This is a genomic window from Streptomyces kryoterrae (assembly GCF_054072135.1).
The window spans coordinates 890,358-909,765 of record NZ_CM133358.1; the positions used below are offsets into that span (position 1 = coordinate 890,358).

Here is a 19,408-nt window from a genome sequence, read left to right on the forward strand (position 1 = left end):
AAGGAGGGGTGACTCCCTTGGGCTTCTGCGACCTCCCCCTCGCGGACAAGCTCTGTGCCGTCGGAGACGCAGCCAGTTTCGCTTCCAATCCTGGCGAAGCTATCGGCAACTGGATGGCCAAGAGCGCGGGCGAACTCGCCGCTGCCGCAGCCGACCTGGCCGCCGAGGCGGTCGACACCACCACCAAGGTCGACCTGAACGCGACGTGGTTCCGCGACAACTACGAGATGATCCTGCCGATCGGGCTGATCGTCCTCGTCGCCACCTTCTGCGCACAACTTGTCAGAGCGGCGATCCGCCGCGACGGCCAGGCCCTCATCCAGGCATTCACGGGCACCGCCGGCGGCGTGCTGTTCGCCTTCACCGCGATCGCCTTCACCACCGTCGCCATCGAAGTGGTCGACGCCCTGTCCGACGGACTGTTCAAAGCCGCCAACCTGGACATCGCCACGGCAGTGCGGCGCATCGTCAAGGTGAGCCAGATCGCCTCCCTGTCCGGCCTGGGCTGGCTGGTGACGGTCTTCGTCGGTGTCGGCGCCGCGATCGGCGCCTTCCTCTACTGGTGCGTGATGATGGTCCGCAAGGTCGGCATCCTCGTCATGGTCACCCTCGCCGTCTTCGCCGGAGCCGGCGGCGGCTGGGAGGTCGCCCGGCGCTGGCGCAAGGGCTGGATCGAAGCCACCGCCACCCTCGTCGTCTCCAAGCTCCTGATGACCGTGATCTTCGTCCTCGGAATCGCGGCCATGGGCAAGACCGAGGCCAAGGACGGCACCGCAGCCCTCGCCGACGTCATGGCCGGCATCGTCATCCTGACGCTCGTTTTGCTCTGCCCCTACGCCACGTTCAAGTTTGTGCACTGGGCCGCCTCCGAAGGCTCGGACGCCGAATCACTGCACCGTTCTGGTGGCGCAGGCGCGCAGATCGCCCGCCAGCACGCCGAACGTGCCGGCCGGAAGGCCGCTGCCGCGGTCACGACCGCCGGAGTCGGTGGTGCTGCGGCCGGAGCGGGCGCCGCTCCCCAGGGTCCGGACGTGGGTGGTTTCCCCGGCGACATCGCCGCCAACCCCACATCGGACACCGGCACGGACTCGGGCGGTTCGAACGCCGCGTCATCCGCAGGCGCAGGGGCCGCCAGCGGTCTGGAGAAGGCTGTGCAGCCCCCGCCGACCAGCCCGCGAGACGACACCAGCGGCCACCTCGGCGGCACCCCCGGACCGCAGTCCGGTGGCGGATCCACCGGTCAGGGCAGCGGGTTCATGTCCGCACCCCCGACCGCAGCCGCCTCCCCTCCACCGCAGGGCTCCCCGCCTGGGCCGAACTCCGCGAGTGCGGCCGGGCCCGGTACTCCACCGCCTCCGCCCACCGGCCTCTGACCCATCCCCGCGCCGGGACGGCGCCCCGCACTCCGCATTCGGGTGCGCCGTCCCGGCTCCGCCCCGCGCCATCCCGGAAACCGGCTCTTGTCTGAACTCTCCGTCTCCCCGATCACGGTCAAATTCCCGCACCGCTCCCGGCGCGGCATCCTCCTCGGCCTCTCCCTCCCCCAACTCACCCTCGTCTCCGCTGCGTTGGCTCTGCTGCTCATCACGGTGGTCACGACCGGGCTGCTCGGCGCAATAGCCCTGACCCCGCTGTGGGCGGTCGTCACCGCACTGGTCGCCATCCGCCGCAACGGCAGGTCACTGATCGACTGGGCACCGGTCGTCGCTCGCTACGCCCAGCGCCGCCGCACCGGCCAAACGCTGTGGCTGGCCCGGCCGGTCTCCCGGCCCCGCCAGGACGGCGTGCTGCACCTGCCCGGCACGGCCGCCTCGTTGAAGGTCGTCACACCCGGCGACTCCGCCAATCAGGCTGCCGCCGTCCACGACCCGCACCACCAGCGGCTCACCGCCGTCGCCCGGGTCAGCAGCCGCGCGTTCGCGCTGCTCGATCCGGCCGCGCAGAACGCGAACGTGGCGAGCTGGGGCAGGGCCCTGGCCGGCATCGCCCGCACCGGACACGTCGCCACCGTTCAGGTCCTGGAACGCACTGTCCCCGACTCCGGCGACACCCTCGCCCGCCACTGGACCCAGCACGGCCGGCCCGACACCCCCGTCGCCGGGCAGGTGTACTCCGAGCTCGTCGCCTCCGCAGGACCTGCCGCCGCCCCGCACGAGGCATACCTCGCCATCAGCCTGGACCTCAAGGCCGCCAAGCGCCTCATCAGCCAGGCCGGCGGCGGACTTCCTGGCGCGTTCACCGTGCTGGAGCAGACCACCTCGGCCATCGCCCTCGCTGCGCGCAGTGCGGGGCTGATGGTGACCGGCTGGCTCAATGCGCGGGAGATCGCCGCGGTCATCCGCACCGCCTACGACCCGCACGCCCTCTCCGCTCTCCAGCAATGGTCGCCGAACGGGCGGGCCGAGGCGGACCCGCACGCGGCCGGGCCGGTCGTCCAGGTCGAGGAGTACGACCGCCTCGGCACCGACAGCGCCCGCCACACCACGTACTGGATCGAGAACTGGCCCCGCACCGAGACCACTTCCGGGTTCCTGCACGGGCTGATGTTCACCGCCGGGGTGCGCCGCAGCCTGTCCCTTATATACGTGCCGCAGGGGCTCGAGTCCGCACTGCGCGACGTCCAGCGCAAGAAGGCCGCGATCATCGCCGACGCCAACGAACGCGCCCGCCGCGGACAGGTGGATTCCGAAGCCGACTCGGTCGAGTACGCGGACGTCAAGGTCCGGGAGCGCCAGTTGATCGCCGGACACGCCGACATCGCCCTGACCGGCCTGCTCACCGTCAGCGCGGACTCCGACGCCGCCCTCGACGCCGCCTGCGCGCAGATCGAAACCGCCGCGGTCACCGCCCAGGTCGACCTGCGACGGCTGTACTACCAGCAGCCCGAGGCATTCACCCTCGCCGCCCTGCCCCTCGCACGCACCGCACTGTGACGGCCCCTCCCGCTCACCCTCCGCTCCAGCTGCCACCAGCCACACGGTGCCCGCCCCTATGCCGCCACCGAACCCCGCAGCGCCCGGGGCCCGTTCCCGCCCTCACTGACCTCGCCGTTCCGCGGCACCAAGGACCCCCTTGAACGCACCCCGCCCCACCGACGCGCACCCCTACCTCCGCGCCGCCACCGCCGGTCTACGCCACCACACCCGCGCCCACACCACCTCCGGCGCACCGGCCGACCGCCTGCACCTGGACACGCTGCACGCCCACCTCACCGCAGCCCACCAACTGCTCGACCAGCTGACCGACTCCACCCGGCCCCCACATCCGGCCGCCGGACGCCATCTGGCCGCCGCGCACCTGCGGTTGTGGCAGGCCACCGCCGCCGTCCACGACGCCTTCCACACCGTGCCCGCCGGCGACGAAAGCCCCGGAGCCGAAGAGTGCCGGCCAGAACGTCTCCCGGACGGCCCGCTGGTGCTGACCATCTGCCAGCGGCACCTGGCCGCCTCCCACGCGATCCGCCGCAAGACCACCCCCACCGACCTCGCCACGCCACTGCACGGCCACACCACCAGCTGCACTCTCTAGACCCCGCGCCGAATCGAGCACGCTCCGCCATGACCCACCGGCCCGCCCGACGCGCCCGACGCGCTTCGGCCTCCCCCCTGTTCACCCCGCACGGCACCGACCGGGCCACCCGCAAGGCCGCTCGCCGTCAGCTCTCCGAAGCCGCCGCCAAGGCCCGCGCCGAGGCATCCCCGCACCCGGGCGGGACCGAGACCGCCGAGCAGCAGACACCCCTCGCCCTCTACCCGCCCGCGGGCCGGACCGGACCCGCCTCGGCCCGCGGCAACAAGCTCAAGCTGCCCTCCCACCGCATGACCACCGCCACCGCGTCCGGCGCATATCCGTTTCTCGCCGAAGGCGGGCTCGGCGCCGAGGGCATCTACATCGGCCGCGACGTCCACGCCGAAGCGAGCTTCTGTTTCGATCCGTTCGCCCTGTACGGCAAGGTCGAGGGCTTCACCAACCCGAACCTCCTGCTGGCCGGTGTCATCGGTCAGGGCAAGTCCGCGCTCGCCAAGAGCTTCGCCCTCCGGTCGGTCGCCTTCGGATACCGCATCTACGTCCCGTGCGACCCGAAAGGCGAGTGGACCCCCGTCGCCGCCGCACTCGGCGGCACCTCCGTCGCCCTCGGACCCGGCCTGCCGGGCAAGCTGAACCCGCTGGATGCCGCACCCCGCCCCAACAGCGTCTCCGAAGCCGACTGGGCCGGTGAGATCCGCAAGCGCCGCCTGCTGCTGCTCGGCTCCCTGGCCCGCACCGTCCTCGGACGCGACCTGATGCCGATGGAACACACCGGCCTCGACGTGGCCCTGGACACCGTGGTCACCCGCGCAGCCGCCACCGGACGCACCCCGCTGCTCGGCGACATCGCCGCCACCCTCAACAACCCAGCCGAACTCGACACCGCCGGCGGCACGATGTCCGGCCACCTCGGCGACGCCTCCCGCGACCTCGCCCACGCCATGCGGAGACTGGTCCACGGCGATCTCGCAGGGATGTTCGACGCCCCCTCCACCGTCGCCTTCGACCCCAACGCGCCGATGCTCACCATCGACCTGTCCCACCTCGGCGGCTCCGGCGACGACGTTGCCCTCGTCCTCGCCATGACCTGCGCGAGTGCATGGATGGAATCCGCGCTCTCCGATCCGCACGGCGGACGGCGCTGGATCGTCTACGACGAAGCCTGGCGCCTCATGCGCCACCCCGGACTCCTCCAGCGCATGCAGTCCCAGTGGAAACTCTCCCGCGGCCTCGGCATCGCCAACCTGATGGTGATCCACCGCCTGTCCGACCTGCTCACCGCCGGCGACGCCGGATCGAGGGGCCGCGCGCTGGCCGAGGGCCTCCTCGCCGACTGCTCCACCCGCATCATCTACCGCCAGGAAACCGACCAACTCCACGCCGCGGCTTCCCTGTTGGGCCTGACCGCCGTGGAGACCGAGGCCATCGCCCATCTCAACCGCGGACGCGGGCTCTGGCGGGTCGCCGGACGATCTTTCATCGTCCAACATCAACTCCACCCCCACGAGCTGGCACTCTTCGACACCGACGCCCGCATGCACTGAAAGAGCTGGAAGTTCGAGTGAATATTGACGCTTTTCGCAGGAACTTCCGTACGCACGGCGTCGGCAGGCTACCCCGGGGGCGAAGTTCCCGGAACATCCCGTTCCGAGGGGAGCATCGGCGCATCGGGATCGGCCCAGTCGTCGCCGAACTGGTGACGGACCTCGGCCAGCCACCAGTCGACGAGCTGATCAGCGCCGTTGATCGCCGGAACCAGGCGCGCCTTGAAGCCGCGCCCGCGCGAGCCCTTCCCGAACCGCACGTGGAACTTGCCCAGCCCGCCCAGGTCAGGGCGCCAGTCACGGATGTCGAGCATGACCGTCTCATTCATCCGCAGCCCGAGGCGGCGCCACAGCGAAGCGGCGAAGTAATCCCTGGCAGCGGGAAGGTACTTGCGGGCCCCGGGTATCGACTGCCGCCAGCCGTTGAACAGTTCGTCGACCTCTACGTCGGCGGGCGGCACCCGAACCTTTCCCAGCGACGCGCCGGACTGCCGGTTGAACTCATCGATCGGCTGCTCGACGACCACGCCCGTCGCCCGGTGGATCTGCCCCTGATAGCGCGCGATCACGAACTCATAGAACTGCGCCAGCGCTCCGGCCTTGCCCGCGCGGGTGCTCACCGCATGCCCCATCCGCCGCTGCTCTGCCAGGAAGCTGTCCGCCTCCGCGAAGGTCGCCTCCCACAGCGGCCCGGTCAGCGACCGGGCGAACTCGATGACCGTCGCCCGGGTGCCGCGGATATGCCCGTCACTGAGCCCACCGGCGGCCATCGCCAGCGCGTACTCGTCGACGATCTCCTGCTCGAAGTCCTCGACGTCCTGAGCAGTCCGCAACACCTCGTCGGGAACGCCGCCTCGCAGCGCGACGAGCTTCATGCGCTCGGTCGTTCACCCTGACAGACCATAAGTCGACCATACCGACGAACCGTCACCCACGCTGACGGTTCATCAAATCTTTGCCTGCACGCGAAGAACCCCCACCCACAAGGGAACACGGCCGATCCAACCCTGGGAATCGGAACCGGAACTTCAACGCATAGAGATTTTACCTCCGCAAGCCCCTGTGACCCGCTGGAGCCATTACCGCCTATGCCCATCCACATCGTCTGGGACTGGAACGGCACTCTCAAGGGACGACCGGGCTGACCTGCTCGACGCCGTGAACCACACGCTCGAAAGGCTGCAAGCCGCCCCCATCGACCTCGCCACCTACCAGGCACAGCATGTCCTGCCCATTCGCCGCTTCTACACCCGGCTGGTGAACCGGCCCCTCACCGACAGCGAATGGGCCCAGGCTCAGGTGGACTTCGCGAACTTCCTGCGCTCCCGGCCACCGCGACTCCGTACCGGAGCCGAGCAGGTCCTGGCCCGTGTGCGAGACCTCGGACACAGCCAGTCCCTCCTCTCCCTGTATCCCGAAGACCTCTTGCGCGGTGAAGTCCAACGGCTGGGAATCACCGGCTTCTTCGACCGGATCGACGGACGCCGCGGCCCGGACGGGACCAAGGCAAACGTGCTCGCCGACCACCTCAAGACCCTCCCTTCCCACCTCCGCCCCCACCCCGTCCTCCTCATCGGCGACGCCGTCGACGACGGACGTGCCGCGCAAGCCGTCGGCGCTCAAGCCGTCCTGCACTCCGGCGGCCTCGAAGCAGCCGGACGGCTCCATGCCGCGGGCCTGCCGGTCACCGAAACACTCGACGCAGCTGTCGACGACGGGATCCGCCGTCTTGTCGCGCGGACAGTACCTGCCTCCGCCACGCCCATCAGCTCACCCGTCAGCGCACAGGGCCCGACGGCACCGCTGACACACACCTGACCTGGAGTACCCCTGCAGCACCCCGACTTCGAGTTGTACGACAACGTCGACCGCACCGCCGACCAGATCCACGCCCACCACACCCGCTCCGCCACCAGGGACGACCTGTACCGCTGGGCCGATCGCGACGCCGAAGCCTTCCGCACTCGGCACACCCTGCCGCCCGAGCCCTTCCCCACCCCGGACCTGAGCCCTTACACCACGGCGTTGGACGCGGCCGAGACTCCCGCCGAGTTCAGCACCGCCCTCAACGCCCTGCTGGACGCCGTCACGCCGTTCCTCAACGAGGTCATCGAGCACCTGGCCGCCACAGCCACGTGGAAGGGCCAAAACCGCGGAGCCGAACCCGAGTCACCGCCCTGGCTGCTGCGCGGCGCCGCCAGCAGCATCGCTTCAGCACTGGCCATGGCGACCGAAGCGGATCTGAAGATCCTCCGCGCGCACTACGACCCGCCCCCGGACCCCGACGCGCTCCGGAAGCAGACCCGCACCGCTCCCGGCACGCCCCCGGCCCCGCCTGGGCCGCAGCCCGGGTCCGCGGGACCACGGCGCTGACCGCCGACGGCTCAACCACCCGCCGCAGCACCTCAGGAACCCATGCCCACGCCCCGCACGACCTTCCTGTCCGCCTTCGCCGACGCACTCGCCGAGCGCCTGCCCGGCACCTGGCGCAGTGAGGAACAGACCTATCCGACCTTCGAGGACCAGTGGCCGACCGCCGACCGGCTCTGGGACTGTGGCCCCGCCCACTCGGCGCTGCTGGACTACGACCTCGAACACGGTGCGGTGCTGACCGGCCCCGACGGCGCGCAACTCTCCGTCACCGCCCGGCCGCGCAACCCGCGCCGGTTCCTGGTGGCCGCGCTCAAGCCCCAGGGCGTCAAACAGCACAACTTCAGCGTGGTGAACGATCCGATGGGCATCAGCGTCACCGACGATCCGGTCCGCGCCGCCTCCGCCGTCGCGCGCCGCCTGCTGCCCCGCTATCTTCACGCGCTGGACGTCGTACGCCGTGACGCCCGTGCCCGGCCGGAGCCTCCGCACCGGCGGGCCGCGCCGGAGGTCGACCAGAGCGTCACTCTGGTCTGGTACCCCGACGGTGTGGTGGGCGCCCCGTACGACTCAGTGCCCAAGGACGCCCGCACGGTGCTGTTCACCTGCCATTTCTCGTACAACATTGATCAGTTCGCGTTCGTGCTGCCCGCCTCGTACACCGACGTCCGGCGTGCCCTGCTGATCCAGACCGCCGTCCGGCTGCTCACCGCTCAGGGCATCGGCGTCAATTTCCGCCACGCCACACCGACCGTTCCCACCTCGCCGGCCCTCTCGCTCACGACCGGGCCCGGCCTGCCGCCGGCCCCCATGAACCCGCCATCCCCCGTACGACGGTAGCCCCTCTGCTTCCACAATCCCGGAGTTGTCGCTGTCCGACCTTGACCAGCGGATGCTGCTCCACACCGTGGCCGACCGGCTCAACACCGTGATGGACCACCTCCCGCTGCCCGACCAGATCCGCCTCGATCCCGGGCTGAGCGAGATCCTCGACGACGAGACCCGCCACCTCGCCCGTCATCTTTGCTACCTGGCCGGGGAACATGCGTTCCACCACCGGGCCGCCACCCGCTACCCCGCCCAAGTCACGGCCACCGGCCGGCGCACCGCCCTCGCTCTCGCTGCCGCCGCCGAGCCCACCGGTGCCGCGCTCGCCGCCCTCGGCTCGGCCGTCCACCACCTCGGCCACCTCGCCGACCTCACCCATCAGCCCCCAAGTCCCGCCCGCACCCGGGCGACCGCCACCGCACACCAGGGGCTCGTGGACCGTATGGGCGAGGTCCGTACACATCTCGCCCGCGCCGCGAAGCAACTGCGGGCCGCCGCCGACACCCGAACGGCACCGGCCACGGCCACACCGCCCCGGCCCGCGGCTTCCGCTGCCACCTCCCGTACCCGCTGACCCACCCCCCTCTTCGATTCGGAGCACCTCATTCCCCTTCACACGTCCGCCCGCCACACCGCCCTCTGGCTCACCGCCGCCGTCGCTGTCACGCTCACCGCGTCCGCCTGCACGTCCTCCGGCAGCGCCGACGCCGGCCACGCCACGGCCAAGGCCACGCGTACCGCCTCTCCCACGCCGACCCCTGTACCGGCGCTGACGAAGCAGGAGGCCCTCGCCCAGATCGCCCACTACTCCAAGATCAACAACGAGGCGAACGCCACCCACAACCGACGGCTGCTCGACACCATCGAGGACGGCCCGCTGTACGCGATGTCCATCGCGGACTACAAGGAGGACGAGGGCCTGCCCCAGGCAGACCGCGAAAAGTACAAGCCGTGGTCGTACAACATCGCCGGCACCACCGTCTACATCCCGCGGTTCACCGCCGGCCAGCAGCGCTGGTTCGCCGCCGTCACCTACAGCGCCAAGAACGACAAGTACCCCCGCCTCCTGGTCATGGCCGAACAGGCCACGACGAAGCGGTGGGAGATGGTCTCCTCCGTCGACCTCGACGACAAAAAGCAGCTCCCGACGATCGCCTTGGACGCCGAGGGCTACGCGAGCGCGGTCGACGCCACCTCCACCAGGACCGTCGCCGCGCCGGTCGGTGTCCTGCGCGCCGCCACCGGCGACAACTTCGCCACCGGCGGCGCCATGAGTGGCAAGAAGGTCTTCGCCGCCACCAAGACGTCCACACGGCAGATCAAGGTGCACGACAAGACGATCCACAAGTTCGGCACTCGGGGCAGCACCGCATTCTCGTCCGCCGCCCCGGAGTTCACCGACAGCTACGCGCTCAAGACCGCCGACGGCAGCGCCCTCGTCGTCTTCGCGCACACGCACACCCAGCGCGACGCCGTCGCCGCCGGGCTGGAGATCATACCGAGCAAGGACGACCGGGCCTGGCTCGGCACCAGCAACAGTCCGTACTTCACGTACACGTTCACCTGCTCCGACGTCGCCACCGTGCCCACCGCGCCGGGCAAGGCGACGCTGCTCGGCTACACCTGCCGCCGCACCGACGCCCACGGCATGTCCGCCTCCTCGTGACCGCCGCCCCTCACACGATCCGCCCGCACAAGGAACCGAACCGCCCTTGCACGTAACCGAGTTCACCCACGGGCTCGCCGAGCGGCTGCCCGGCTGGCAACCCTCCCCGACCGCGGTGCCCATCGCCGAGGACCCGGCCAGCAACCGGATCTGGGACAGCGGCCCCCTGCCATACGCGGCGTTCCAGACGGACGCCGTCCAGCGCAGTGTGCTGACGCACCACTTCGGCCTGCAGCTGTATGTCATGCCCCGCCCGCACCGCCCGGCCCAGTACCTGGTGCTGCCGATGCTGCCCGCCAACACCAGCCACCAGCACGTCCAGGGCCTGAAGGCCCCGCGTGGCCTCGCTGTGCCCGCCGATCCCGTCCGGGCCGCCGCCGAACTGCACCGGCGGCTGGTGACCGACTACCGCCTCGCGTCGTCGACCCCGATCCGGCGCAGCAGCCCTGGCCACTTCCAGGTCCACGTCACCCTCGACGACCGGCAGCGTCCCCGGATCCGCACCGGCTACATCCCCGTTTTCATCGAACTGATCGCGTACGGCGGTTTCCTGCTCGACCCGGCTACCGGCGAATGCCACCTGCCCGACGCCCTCACCGCCGAGCAGACCAGGCGCCAGCTGGTCACGAGCCTGCAGCGCCTGCGCCACCGCGACTTCCACATCACCGTGCACGCCGCCGACGGCCCGCGCTCCCACCCGCCCCTTCCGCGCACGACGCCGAGCCCGGGACGGCGCCGGTGAGCCCTACCGACGACGCCGTCGTCCACACCCAGCTCTCCACCTGGCAGCGCCGCATCCAGCAGACCGCCGCCGGCCTGGACACACCCCAGACCGGCAGTCCGCAGGCGGCCCTCGCGCCCCTGCTCCAGCAGCTCGTCTCCGTGTACAACCTCGCCTCCGGCCTCATGGGCGAGATACGCCTGTCGGCCGACAGCCCCCTCGCGACGACCGCCACGGGACGTGACTACCTGGCGCAGTTGGCCGCCGCGCTCGCGCACACCAACCGTGCCGCAACTCACCTCAGCACGGCCGTGACCGGCCTCGCCGACGCCCACCGGCTCGCGCCCCGCCCCGGCACCGCCGCCCCTGCCGAGAGCCGGCTGGACATCACGCTCGGCCACGACGCCGCACTGCGCAGCCTGAAGCGTGCGCTGGCCGCCGTCACCGGCCGGCTCACTGACACTCCGCCCGGCCAGGGGACTGCCCCGGCGCCCACCGTCGTCGAGCAGCACCGCCGGGCCGCCGACAGCGGCTCGATCCATCCCGTGCGCCGCCGCCCCTGAGCTGGGCGTCAACTACTCACCGTCCGAACGTCTTTGGAGAAATTCTGGCCACCCGTTCCTTCATCGCCCGCCCCACCGACACCGGGTATGCCGGCGTCTACGTCCATTGGGACGGCTACCCCAGCCACCACCTCCCTTTGCTGCTCGGCGCCCACCAGTACCGCTTCGCCGGCGACCTCGACGCACTGTGCCGACACCTGATCGATGAAGCGCCCGAGGGCTGGTCCCAGCTGGGCACCGACCTCCTCGACGGCGCCCCCGAACCCGTGCGCGCCGAACTCGTCGGCGGCGACGAACACCCCAGCACGAAGCTCGACAACGTCCGCGTGATCACCGTTGGAGCGGCCAAGCTCGAGCCGTGGACCGTCACCGAGACGTCCTACGGTGGCCTGGACTGGGGATACGTCCTGCATCCCGACGGCATCGAAGTCATCCCGCTCGACGCGGAAAACCGCGGCCCCGTCGTGGCCTGGGACACCGACCTGCGGGCCCGGTTCAGCAACGAAACCTACCGGTGGCGCCCCGGCCACCCGATCCCTGCCACCCTGCCGCCCCGGGCCACCACACCCAGCACGCCGGCACCGGCTTCCGCCCCCGCGCCGACGGCACCACGCCGCTGACCCTTCACGCCCCTTCTGCCGCGGAGAACCTCCTGCACCCCCCAACCGCCAACATCACGGTCGTCATCGCCACCCAGCTGCGGCCCGACCGGCTCGGCCATCTGACGGCCCTGCACGAAAGCCTCACCCGCCAAGAAGTGCCCTGGGAGGCGGTCATCGCGCTCGACGGCGCCGCTCCCGACCGGCTGCCGGCCCCGCTCGCCGACGATGTCCGTGTCCGCGTCCTGCCGCTGCCCCGCCCCGTGGGGGCGGCGTGCGCCCGCAACCTCGCGCTGAACGAGGTGCGCACCGAGTACGTCAACTGGGCGGATGACGACGACATGTTCCCCGACCACGCGATGGCCGTGCGGCTGCATGTGCTGGAGGCGACGGGGGTGGGCTGGTGTGCCGGATACAGCCAGGATCTCCACCCGGACGGCACGACCTCCCTGTGGCGCTGCCCCACGCCGCCCGGCCGACACGAGGCCGGAGACGTCTGGACGTACTGGAAGAACCCTGCAGACACAATCCCGATCGGGCCGACCACGATCCTCGCCCGCACCGAACTCGTGCGCGCCGCCCCGATGGGCGGGCTCGTCCAGGGCGAGGACTACATGGCCGCGATCGGCGTCACCAGCCTCACGCCGGGCATCCTGCTGCCCGTCCCGGTCTACCGCTACCGCAAACACCCCGGCCAGATGACCCGCCAGGACTCCTACGACGTGCTGGAGGCCAGTGCTCGACGGCACGCATGGTGCTACGGACGCGCCCTGCGGGCTGCTCTCTCGTCCCAGCAGCCGAGAGATACGGCCGGGGTGGTCTGATGTCCTCCTCGATCACCCAGGCCACCTTCGATCATCTGGCCCGGCGTCTGGACGAACTGGCCGCCGAGTTCCCCACTGATCCCGGGGCCGTCGACCTGGTCACGCTCACCGATGACATTGCCGTCCTGGCCCACCATCTGCAGCAGGCCACCGAACGCGCGCAGGAACGCTTCACCACACCGGCCACGGTCCACCCGCCTGAACGCGCCGCCCTGGTCCGGCTGACCAGGGCCACGGCCGGCATCGCGAAAGCCCTCGGCATCCTCGCCGAGGCCCTGACCTACGCCACGACCGGCTTCCAACGCGAGGCCGTGGCGGACCTCGCCCACTCGCATCTGCGCAACGACCGCGAGGTTCTGCGGATCATGACGGCCGAGAAATACGTCGCGGCCCGCGCCCGCCTGCGCAACACCGCCGCCGACCTGCGCGCGACGGCCACACCACCCGGGCCCTCCACGCCGCGAACGACCGGCCTACGAACCCAGCCGGCTGCCGTCGAGCAGCCACGGCAGCGTGCCCGACCCTGAAGTCCACCGAAGGAACCGGAGTTGCCTGCGAACCCTCCTGCCGCGATCACGCTCGCCTACAGCCGCGCCGCCGGCCTGGTCGCCATCGCCCACGGCGAGCAGTACAAGTGGGCCCACACCGCCCTGGAACAGGCCGGATTCACCAAACGCAACGACGGCACCTATAGCACGCCCGGCCCGGACATCCGGACAACCGCGGTGAAGCTGCTGCCTCTCGCCCACCGCCACCGCACCACCGTTAACGTCAGCGGGCACGCGTTCCTCGGCGACATCGCCGACCGGATCGCCGAACTGCTGCCCGGCGGACCGCCCAGGTCGAGATCTACAGCCACCCCGTCTGGCAGGGGGACCTGCTGCCTTGGCTGTGGGACCGCGGTGAACTCGTCCAGGCAGTGGAGGACCAGCGGGTGCCGTACGCGGCGAAGCTCACCAGCGACACCGGAGTCGAACTGCTGCTCGCCCAACGGGGCGAGTATCCCCGACTCGGCTATCTGGTCGGGGCGCTCGCCTCCCCTCTGGAGTTCGACACCAGCTACGACAACCCCTACGCGCCGAACAGCATCGTTCTCCCCAGCCGGCCCGGCCGGGCGGCCAACGCCATCATGGACACGTTCCTGCCCGCCTACCACCAGGCCCTGCACGCCCGACGCCTGGACGCCGTGGTCACCGCACTCGACGAACTCCGTGCCGAGTACGACGCCGTGACAGCGATCTGGGAGTCCGGCCGCTCCAGCGACGGCACCCGCCTTGACGGGGATGAGGTGGCGACAGCGAACAGGGCCTTCGCCGTGCGCGCTTGGCGGGCCCTCCACCCGGTCCTCACTCACGCACCCGACCTTCTCCAGCAGTGCGCTGCCGCGGTTTCGGACCGTTCCGCGGACGCCGACATCGTGGCCCAACTGAGCGAGACACTCGCCGGGAGCCAGGCCGCGCTCGACGCCTGGCGGCACCGTCGTCACCCCGACTCCGCCCAGCCGTGGCGTCTGCGGCCCCCGGCCGAGGTTCGCATGCAACTCGGGCTGCAGGCAGTGCCGGCCATCGAGACCTGGCTCGGCGCGCGCGACGCGTTCGTGCGCATCGCCCGTTCCGCTGTGCCCGGCAGCCCCGCCCAGCCGCCCGGCAGCGAGCCCGTTCCTTCCGCCCAGCTCGCCGTGCCACGCCCTTCCCGTCCGCCAGCCCCACGCCGCTGACCAGCAGAAAGGATTCCCCTCTGTCCCACCACTTCCACTTGCGCACTCACCCCGAACACGGCTTCGTCGCCACCGCCGACGCGAGCTTCACTCCCCATCTGGCCGATTGGTACCTCGTCCGCGAGCAATTCGAGCCCGTTCCCTTTTCGCCGGGCCTGTACCGGCTCACCGAGCCGGAACGCGACGGGCTGCGCCGCACCCTCCAAGCCGTTCACGACCTGCGCAGCCTCGGCTACCGAGTACAGGCCGACAGTACGCTCGAACCCGACCGCGCATCGGCTCCTCCCCGGCCGACGACCAGCAACGACCTGGCCGTACGGCGTTCTCGTATCGCGCAGGCCGCCGCCATACGCCCTTCCCGCATCACCGCCCTGGCCGCCTCCGCGTCGGCGACGCTGCCCGCCGTCGGCGGCGCCCCGGCTTCCGGGCAGGGACGGGGCCGGTGAGCATGACCAGCGATCCGATCCGCATCACCCGCGGCGAAGGCGGCGAGATCGAAGTCGAAGGACACTACGACGCGTTCGCCGCCGGCATCCTGGCCCGCGCGGGGTTCCTGACGTATCCGACGCTGCGCGGGCAATGGGTCCGGCTGCCCTTCGACCTCGGCAGCGCCTGGGAAAACGAACACGCCAGCTGGGCAGCGGACATGCTCATCGCCGCCCGCTACGTGGTCGACCTCGACCCGGACCTGCGCCCCGCACCCCCCGCCGCAGCCGCCCCGCCGTCGGCACGCCGCGCGAGCCCCGCGATGACCGCCCAGCCCACACCGCCTGCCGGCGTACGCCGGCAGAGCCTCTGACGCCCCGGGGACGTCACGACCAACCCGTTCCTCATCCGCCCCGCTCTGAAAGGCCCTTCTGCCTTGCCCGACCCCGATCCGTCCTCGTCCTCGTCCTCGTCCTCGTGGGACTGTCACAACTGGAGCTGCCAGATCTGCACCTCGCCGCACCTCGATGAGATGACCGTGTTGCGCTGTGCCATCGTCACGCTGCTGGAGCACGGACGCTGGATGGCCTCCGACGAGATCCCGCTGCCCGAGATCCTCGGCGGCGCCAGCGAATACCTGGCCCGCCTCGCCGGCCCCGGCGACGACAACACCCCGGTCCCCTCGGCCGATCAGCGGGCCTGGGTAGACGCCGAGCTGCGCCTGGCTGTCGCCCGCGCCGCCGGGCTGGACGCCGTCAGCACCCTCGACTCCCGCATCGACAGCACGCTGGCCACCGAAGCCTCCCGGTGCTCGCAACGCCACATAGACCTGCTCGACCGCGCCGCCCGGCAGTTCACCCAGCCCTACCCGCGCCCCGCGCACACCCGCTGACCCCACCGGCGGCCCACGCCGCACCCCAACACAAGGAGACCCTGTATATGGGAGTTGTTGGTACACCCGGCTATCAGAACGTGCGGAAAGGCGAGTCAGGTAGCTGCGGGGCGGTGAGGCCCGCCCTGGAGCATGTCGGCAGTCATTGCCCATCGTTCGTGGTCCAGCCACGCACCGTTGATGTGCTGGAAGCTCCGGGCCCGCCTCGCCTTCGCCCAACACCCCACCGCTTTCCCGCCACCACCGATAGGAGATCCGCCTTGCCCGAAGCACCAGCAGAGCCGTTCATGACGATCCGGCACACCATCACCGGCGAGATCACCACCACCGGCTACAACGCCGCCGCCCGGCGGATCCTGCTCCAGGCCGGCTTCGAAGAGACGCCAGGCTGCGCCTGCCGAGCGACGGAACCCGGTACGGAGCGGACGCACGGGCCTGCTCGGCAGCCGGCGAGCTGCTCGTCGCCGGCCATCTCCTGCACCTGGACCGAGCCCTCGGTCGGCCGGTGAGCGCCGACGGTACGCCCCGGTTGGCCCGTTCGCCGATGTCGGCACAGTCCGTGATCCGCTCCGAGAGCGGCCAGCCTCTCCAGCGCATCGCCAACCCCGCCCGCACCCGCACCTGTTGAAGGGGCCTCGTTTTGACCACACCCGGAACGCCTACCAGTCCAGCGCGCACCAAGGGGGGCGAACTACGGGCCAAGGTGGCCCGACTGCTGGCCGACCGGCCGGCGGACACGCTCACCATCGGGGACATGGCCAGGCAGCTGGGCCACTCCCACGGCGCCGTCCGCAACGCCGCCCTCACCCTGGTGCGACGCGGCGAGGCCGACCAAGGCGGAACCGGTCAACCGGAGTTCCGCGCGAACGTGAAAACCGGCGCAGCCGCGCAGACCGCTGTGATCAGCCCACCGGGCACCCACTCTCCCCTCGCCCAGGCGGCCACGGCCCGCACGACCCTTCCCGCGGCAGCCGCGCCCAGGCAGCCCGGCCCGATCCGCCGCGCGGGGGGCCAGGTCTACCACCCCCGGGAGCTGGCCGATCTGCCCGACGTCGAGGCGTTGAATCGCTTGCGCGACGCCGACGTGCCGGTGCTGCTCTACGGCCCTCCGGGCACCGGCAAGACGAGTCTGGTCGAGGCGGCGTTCCCGGACCTGCTCACCGTCGCCGGTGACGGCGACACCACGGTCGGCGACTTGGTCGGCGAGTACACACAGGATGACGCGGGAGGCTACGTCTTCCAGTACGGTCCGCTGGTCACCGCGATGACCGAGGGCCGCGCCCTGCTGATCGACGATGCCACCTTGATCTCACCGAAGGTCCTGGCGGCGCTGTATCCCGCGATGGACGGGCGCAGGCAGATCCAGGTCAAGGCCCACAAGGGCGAGACCATCAAGGCCGAGCCGGGCTTCTACGTGGTGGCGGGCCACAATCCCGGCGTCCACGGGGCGGTGTTGACGGAGGCGCTCGCGAGCCGGTTCAGCGTGCAGATCCAGATCGGCACGGACTATGACCTCGCCCTGGCGCTGAGGATCGATGCCCGGGTGGTCCGGGTCGCCCGACACCTCGCCCACCAGGTCGAACTCGGCGAGCTGGGATGGGCCCCCCAACTGCGGGAGCTGCTCAGCTACCAGAAGACCGAGGCCGTCCTCGGCACTAAAGCCGCGCTCGCGAACCTCGTCGGCATCGCTCCTGTGGAGGATCGCGACGCCGTCGCCGCCGCCGTCATCAAGGCTGCCGGCGTCAGGAAGATCGCGCCCCTCACCCTCGGCAAGCAGCTCCCCGCCTCGGCCGTCCGGCAGCCCCCGGGCAGCACCGTCTCCGCACACCGGGGCCGCTCGCGATGAGCGCCCACCACCACGTCCAGTCCCCCGCCACCACCCGGGACGACGACGCCGACCTCGCGCGATGGGACGACGACGGCGCCCCGCCCGCGCAACCCCGTTCCTCCCCGGACGCGTGGCTGCGCGTGGGAGCCGAACTCGGCGATCGGCTGGTCGACCTCTCCGGCCGCCAGGACCTCCTCGTCACCTGCCGCCCCGGCACGCGCAGCGGCGCACCGGCCGCGTTCTTCCCCACTCTGGGCGAGGTCGAGTTCGACGCCGGCCTGTTCGCCCCGCTCCAGCCCCACGAGATCCATCCGCGGATCGTGGGCGACGAGGAGCGGTATCCCGCCGCCTGGGGAGTGTTCGTCCACGAGGCCGCGCACGCGGCCCACTCCGTCTGGACGCAGCCTGCCGGAGCGAACCCCCGTGTCGTCGAGGCCGCGCTCCTGCTGGAGGAGAGCCGCGTCGAAGGCGCACACCTGATCACGCGGCCCACGGACCGCACGTACCTGCGCACCAGTGCCCGAACCCTGGTCATGCCCGACATCGCCCACCCCACCCTCCAGGGCATCGAGCACGCCGCCGGCGTGGCGGCCCTGGTCCTCGGCCGCCGTGACGTCGGCATCCTGGACGCCGGCGAGACCCGGGCCGTCGCCGATCTGTGCGAAAAGGTGCTGGGCGCAGACCTGCTGGCCACCCTCACCCGCATCTGGACCGCAGCCCACCAGTGCGCCGACCACGACGCCACGACCATGCTCGCGCACGCTCAAAAATGGTGCGACGCTCTGGACACCGCGGCCCCCGCCCTGCCCGTGCCGGAGAACCTCACCGATCTGCTGTCCGGCGCCGTGGGGGTCGTCATGGACAGCACGGCAGCCACCGACGCCGCCGACCTCGCGGCACAGGCCGCAGCGACCGACGCCGTGGCCGCGCAGTCCAAGGCGCAGGCTCAGGACCGCGCCCAGCGGGCCGGCCAGCGACGCAAAGCCGCCGCCACCGCCAAGTCGGTCTTCAACGCCCGTGGCACCACCGTCACCCCCGACGGCACACCGGCGCCCTACGGCAACCCGGTCACCGGCACCCGCAGGCCCACCGCCGCCGAGCAGAGTGCCGCCGCGCGCCTGAGCCGCGCCCTGCGTGCCGCCGCCTACCGCGAGCGGACCGAGGAGCGGACCACCAGCCCCACCCCGCCCGGCCGCCTCAACATGCGCGCGGCCCTCGCCCGCGACGCTCAGCGCGCGGCCGGGTCGGTCCCCACCGCGGAACCGTTCACCCACACCCGCCGCCGGAACTCCCCCACCCCACCGCTGCGTGTGGGTATCGCCGTCGACGTCTCCGGCTCCATGCGTGCCGCCTGCGCGCCCGTCGCGTCCGCTGCCTGGATCGTGGCACGCGCAGCAGCCCTGACCGACCCCGACTCCCTTACCGCCACCATCGCCTATGACAGGCACCTGACCGCATTGACCCGACCCACCCACCGAGCACCAGAGCGCGTGACGACGTTCGATGCCAAGGGCGGCCACCACAACCTCGGCGACGCCATCGACGCACTCGACCACGGCCTCGAACTCAGCCGCCCTGGCGCCGGCCGCCTCCTCGTGATCGTCACCGACGCCCGGTACGGCAGCGACGAAACGGCTCAAGCCGTCACCCGCGTCCAGCAGCTCACGACCGCCGGCTGCGCCGTACTCCAGCTCACCCTCACCGCGGAGTCCCGCCACTTGCCGGGGACCACCTTGCTGCACCTGCCCCAGCCCTCCAGCGCTCCCGTCGCCATCGCCACGGCGGCCACAGACGCCATCCGCAGGACACGCTGAGACGACGCAGAAGGCGGAAGCGTCCCCGAGACCACCGCCAAGCACTCCAGACCGCCTCCGTCCGCCGCATGAATCGTGCATCTGATGC

General features: G+C 71.2%; 22 protein-coding genes. 21 read left to right on the plus strand and 1 reads right to left on the minus strand.

All coding sequences use genetic code 11. The features are described 5' to 3' along the window. Window positions 1–17: 17 nt before the first annotated feature. From ACW4TU_RS03545 to ACW4TU_RS03560, 4 genes are all read left to right on the plus strand, one after another. Window positions 18–1,373 (plus strand): SCO6881 family protein, encoded by a 1,356-nt coding sequence (locus ACW4TU_RS03545; RefSeq protein ID WP_457430685.1) that lies wholly within the window; start codon window positions 18–20, stop codon window positions 1,371–1,373. 87 nt (window positions 1,374–1,460) lie between these two features. Continuing rightward, complete coding sequence (locus ACW4TU_RS03550; RefSeq protein WP_457424518.1) at window positions 1,461–2,933, plus strand: SCO6880 family protein; 1,473 nt, start codon at window positions 1,461–1,463, stop codon at window positions 2,931–2,933. 139 nt (window positions 2,934–3,072) lie between these two features. Beyond that, window positions 3,073–3,528 carry a DUF6238 family protein gene (locus ACW4TU_RS03555; RefSeq protein WP_457424520.1) on the plus strand — a complete coding sequence of 152 codons (456 nt, stop codon included), beginning with the start codon at window positions 3,073–3,075 and terminating at the stop codon, window positions 3,526–3,528. Between the two features lie 29 nt (window positions 3,529–3,557). Then, window positions 3,558–5,072 carry a VirB4 family type IV secretion system protein gene (locus ACW4TU_RS03560; protein ID WP_457424522.1) on the plus strand — a complete coding sequence of 505 codons (1,515 nt, stop codon included), beginning with the start codon at window positions 3,558–3,560 and terminating at the stop codon, window positions 5,070–5,072. 68 nt (window positions 5,073–5,140) lie between these two features. Here the strand turns inward: ACW4TU_RS03560 and ACW4TU_RS03565 are convergent, their stop codons facing one another. Beyond that, window positions 5,141–5,947 (minus strand): tyrosine-type recombinase/integrase, encoded by an 807-nt coding sequence (locus ACW4TU_RS03565; RefSeq protein ID WP_457424524.1) that lies wholly within the window; start codon window positions 5,945–5,947, stop codon window positions 5,141–5,143. Between the two features lie 283 nt (window positions 5,948–6,230). Here ACW4TU_RS03565 and ACW4TU_RS03570 point away from each other — a divergent pair, with 283 nt between their 5' ends. The 17 genes from ACW4TU_RS03570 to ACW4TU_RS03650 all read left to right on the plus strand — a co-directional run bounded on the left by ACW4TU_RS03570 (window position 6,231) and on the right by ACW4TU_RS03650 (window position 19,320). Next, complete coding sequence (locus tag ACW4TU_RS03570; RefSeq protein WP_457424526.1) at window positions 6,231–6,890, plus strand: HAD family hydrolase; 660 nt, start codon at window positions 6,231–6,233, stop codon at window positions 6,888–6,890. Between the two features lie 33 nt (window positions 6,891–6,923). Next, window positions 6,924–7,445, plus strand: a complete 522-nt coding sequence (locus ACW4TU_RS03575) for a hypothetical protein (RefSeq protein WP_457424528.1) — start codon at window positions 6,924–6,926, stop codon at window positions 7,443–7,445. Window positions 7,446–7,487: 42 nt separating this feature from the next. Continuing rightward, window positions 7,488–8,282 (plus strand): hypothetical protein, encoded by a 795-nt coding sequence (locus tag ACW4TU_RS03580; RefSeq protein ID WP_457424530.1) that lies wholly within the window; start codon window positions 7,488–7,490, stop codon window positions 8,280–8,282. A gap of 25 nt (window positions 8,283–8,307) precedes the next feature. Beyond that, window positions 8,308–8,844 (plus strand): hypothetical protein, encoded by a 537-nt coding sequence (locus tag ACW4TU_RS03585; RefSeq protein WP_457424532.1) that lies wholly within the window; start codon window positions 8,308–8,310, stop codon window positions 8,842–8,844. Window positions 8,845–9,084: 240 nt separating this feature from the next. Continuing rightward, complete coding sequence (locus ACW4TU_RS03590) at window positions 9,085–9,936, plus strand: DUF8094 domain-containing protein (protein ID WP_473965365.1); 852 nt, start codon at window positions 9,085–9,087, stop codon at window positions 9,934–9,936. A gap of 46 nt (window positions 9,937–9,982) precedes the next feature. Next, a complete protein-coding gene (locus ACW4TU_RS03595) occupies window positions 9,983–10,678 on the plus strand; it encodes a hypothetical protein (protein WP_457424536.1) in 696 nt (231 codons plus the stop codon). Next, window positions 10,675–11,220 carry a hypothetical protein gene (locus tag ACW4TU_RS03600; RefSeq protein WP_457424538.1) on the plus strand — a complete coding sequence of 182 codons (546 nt, stop codon included), beginning with the start codon at window positions 10,675–10,677 and terminating at the stop codon, window positions 11,218–11,220. The genes ACW4TU_RS03595 and ACW4TU_RS03600 overlap by 4 nt, the downstream gene beginning before the upstream one ends. 137 nt (window positions 11,221–11,357) lie before the next feature. Further along, window positions 11,358–11,840, plus strand: a complete 483-nt coding sequence (locus ACW4TU_RS03605) for a hypothetical protein (protein WP_457424540.1) — start codon at window positions 11,358–11,360, stop codon at window positions 11,838–11,840. 110 nt (window positions 11,841–11,950) lie between these two features. Beyond that, window positions 11,951–12,643 (plus strand): glycosyltransferase, encoded by a 693-nt coding sequence (locus tag ACW4TU_RS03610; protein ID WP_457430687.1) that lies wholly within the window; start codon window positions 11,951–11,953, stop codon window positions 12,641–12,643. Beyond that, window positions 12,643–13,170, plus strand: a complete 528-nt coding sequence (locus tag ACW4TU_RS03615; protein ID WP_457424542.1) for a hypothetical protein — start codon at window positions 12,643–12,645, stop codon at window positions 13,168–13,170. The genes ACW4TU_RS03610 and ACW4TU_RS03615 overlap by 1 nt, the downstream gene beginning before the upstream one ends. Before the next feature lie 392 nt (window positions 13,171–13,562). Then, window positions 13,563–14,360, plus strand: a complete 798-nt coding sequence (locus ACW4TU_RS03620) for a hypothetical protein (protein WP_457424544.1) — start codon at window positions 13,563–13,565, stop codon at window positions 14,358–14,360. A gap of 38 nt (window positions 14,361–14,398) precedes the next feature. Further along, window positions 14,399–14,806: a hypothetical protein gene (locus tag ACW4TU_RS03625; RefSeq protein ID WP_457424546.1), complete on the plus strand. Its 408-nt coding sequence runs from the start codon at window positions 14,399–14,401 to the stop codon at window positions 14,804–14,806. 2 nt (window positions 14,807–14,808) lie between these two features. Next, complete coding sequence (locus ACW4TU_RS03630) at window positions 14,809–15,159, plus strand: hypothetical protein (protein ID WP_457424548.1); 351 nt, start codon at window positions 14,809–14,811, stop codon at window positions 15,157–15,159. A 63-nt stretch (window positions 15,160–15,222) separates the two neighbouring features. Next, window positions 15,223–15,678 carry a hypothetical protein gene (locus tag ACW4TU_RS03635; protein ID WP_457424550.1) on the plus strand — a complete coding sequence of 152 codons (456 nt, stop codon included), beginning with the start codon at window positions 15,223–15,225 and terminating at the stop codon, window positions 15,676–15,678. A 287-nt stretch (window positions 15,679–15,965) separates the two neighbouring features. Continuing rightward, window positions 15,966–16,187 (plus strand): hypothetical protein, encoded by a 222-nt coding sequence (locus ACW4TU_RS03640; protein WP_457430689.1) that lies wholly within the window; start codon window positions 15,966–15,968, stop codon window positions 16,185–16,187. Window positions 16,188–16,381: 194 nt separating this feature from the next. Further along, window positions 16,382–17,524: an AAA family ATPase gene (locus tag ACW4TU_RS03645; protein ID WP_457430690.1), complete on the plus strand. Its 1,143-nt coding sequence runs from the start codon at window positions 16,382–16,384 to the stop codon at window positions 17,522–17,524. Next, window positions 17,521–19,320 carry a hypothetical protein gene (locus tag ACW4TU_RS03650; protein WP_457424552.1) on the plus strand — a complete coding sequence of 600 codons (1,800 nt, stop codon included), beginning with the start codon at window positions 17,521–17,523 and terminating at the stop codon, window positions 19,318–19,320. Before ACW4TU_RS03645 ends, ACW4TU_RS03650 begins: the two co-directional genes overlap by 4 nt. The last annotated feature ends 88 nt before the right edge of the window (window positions 19,321–19,408 follow it).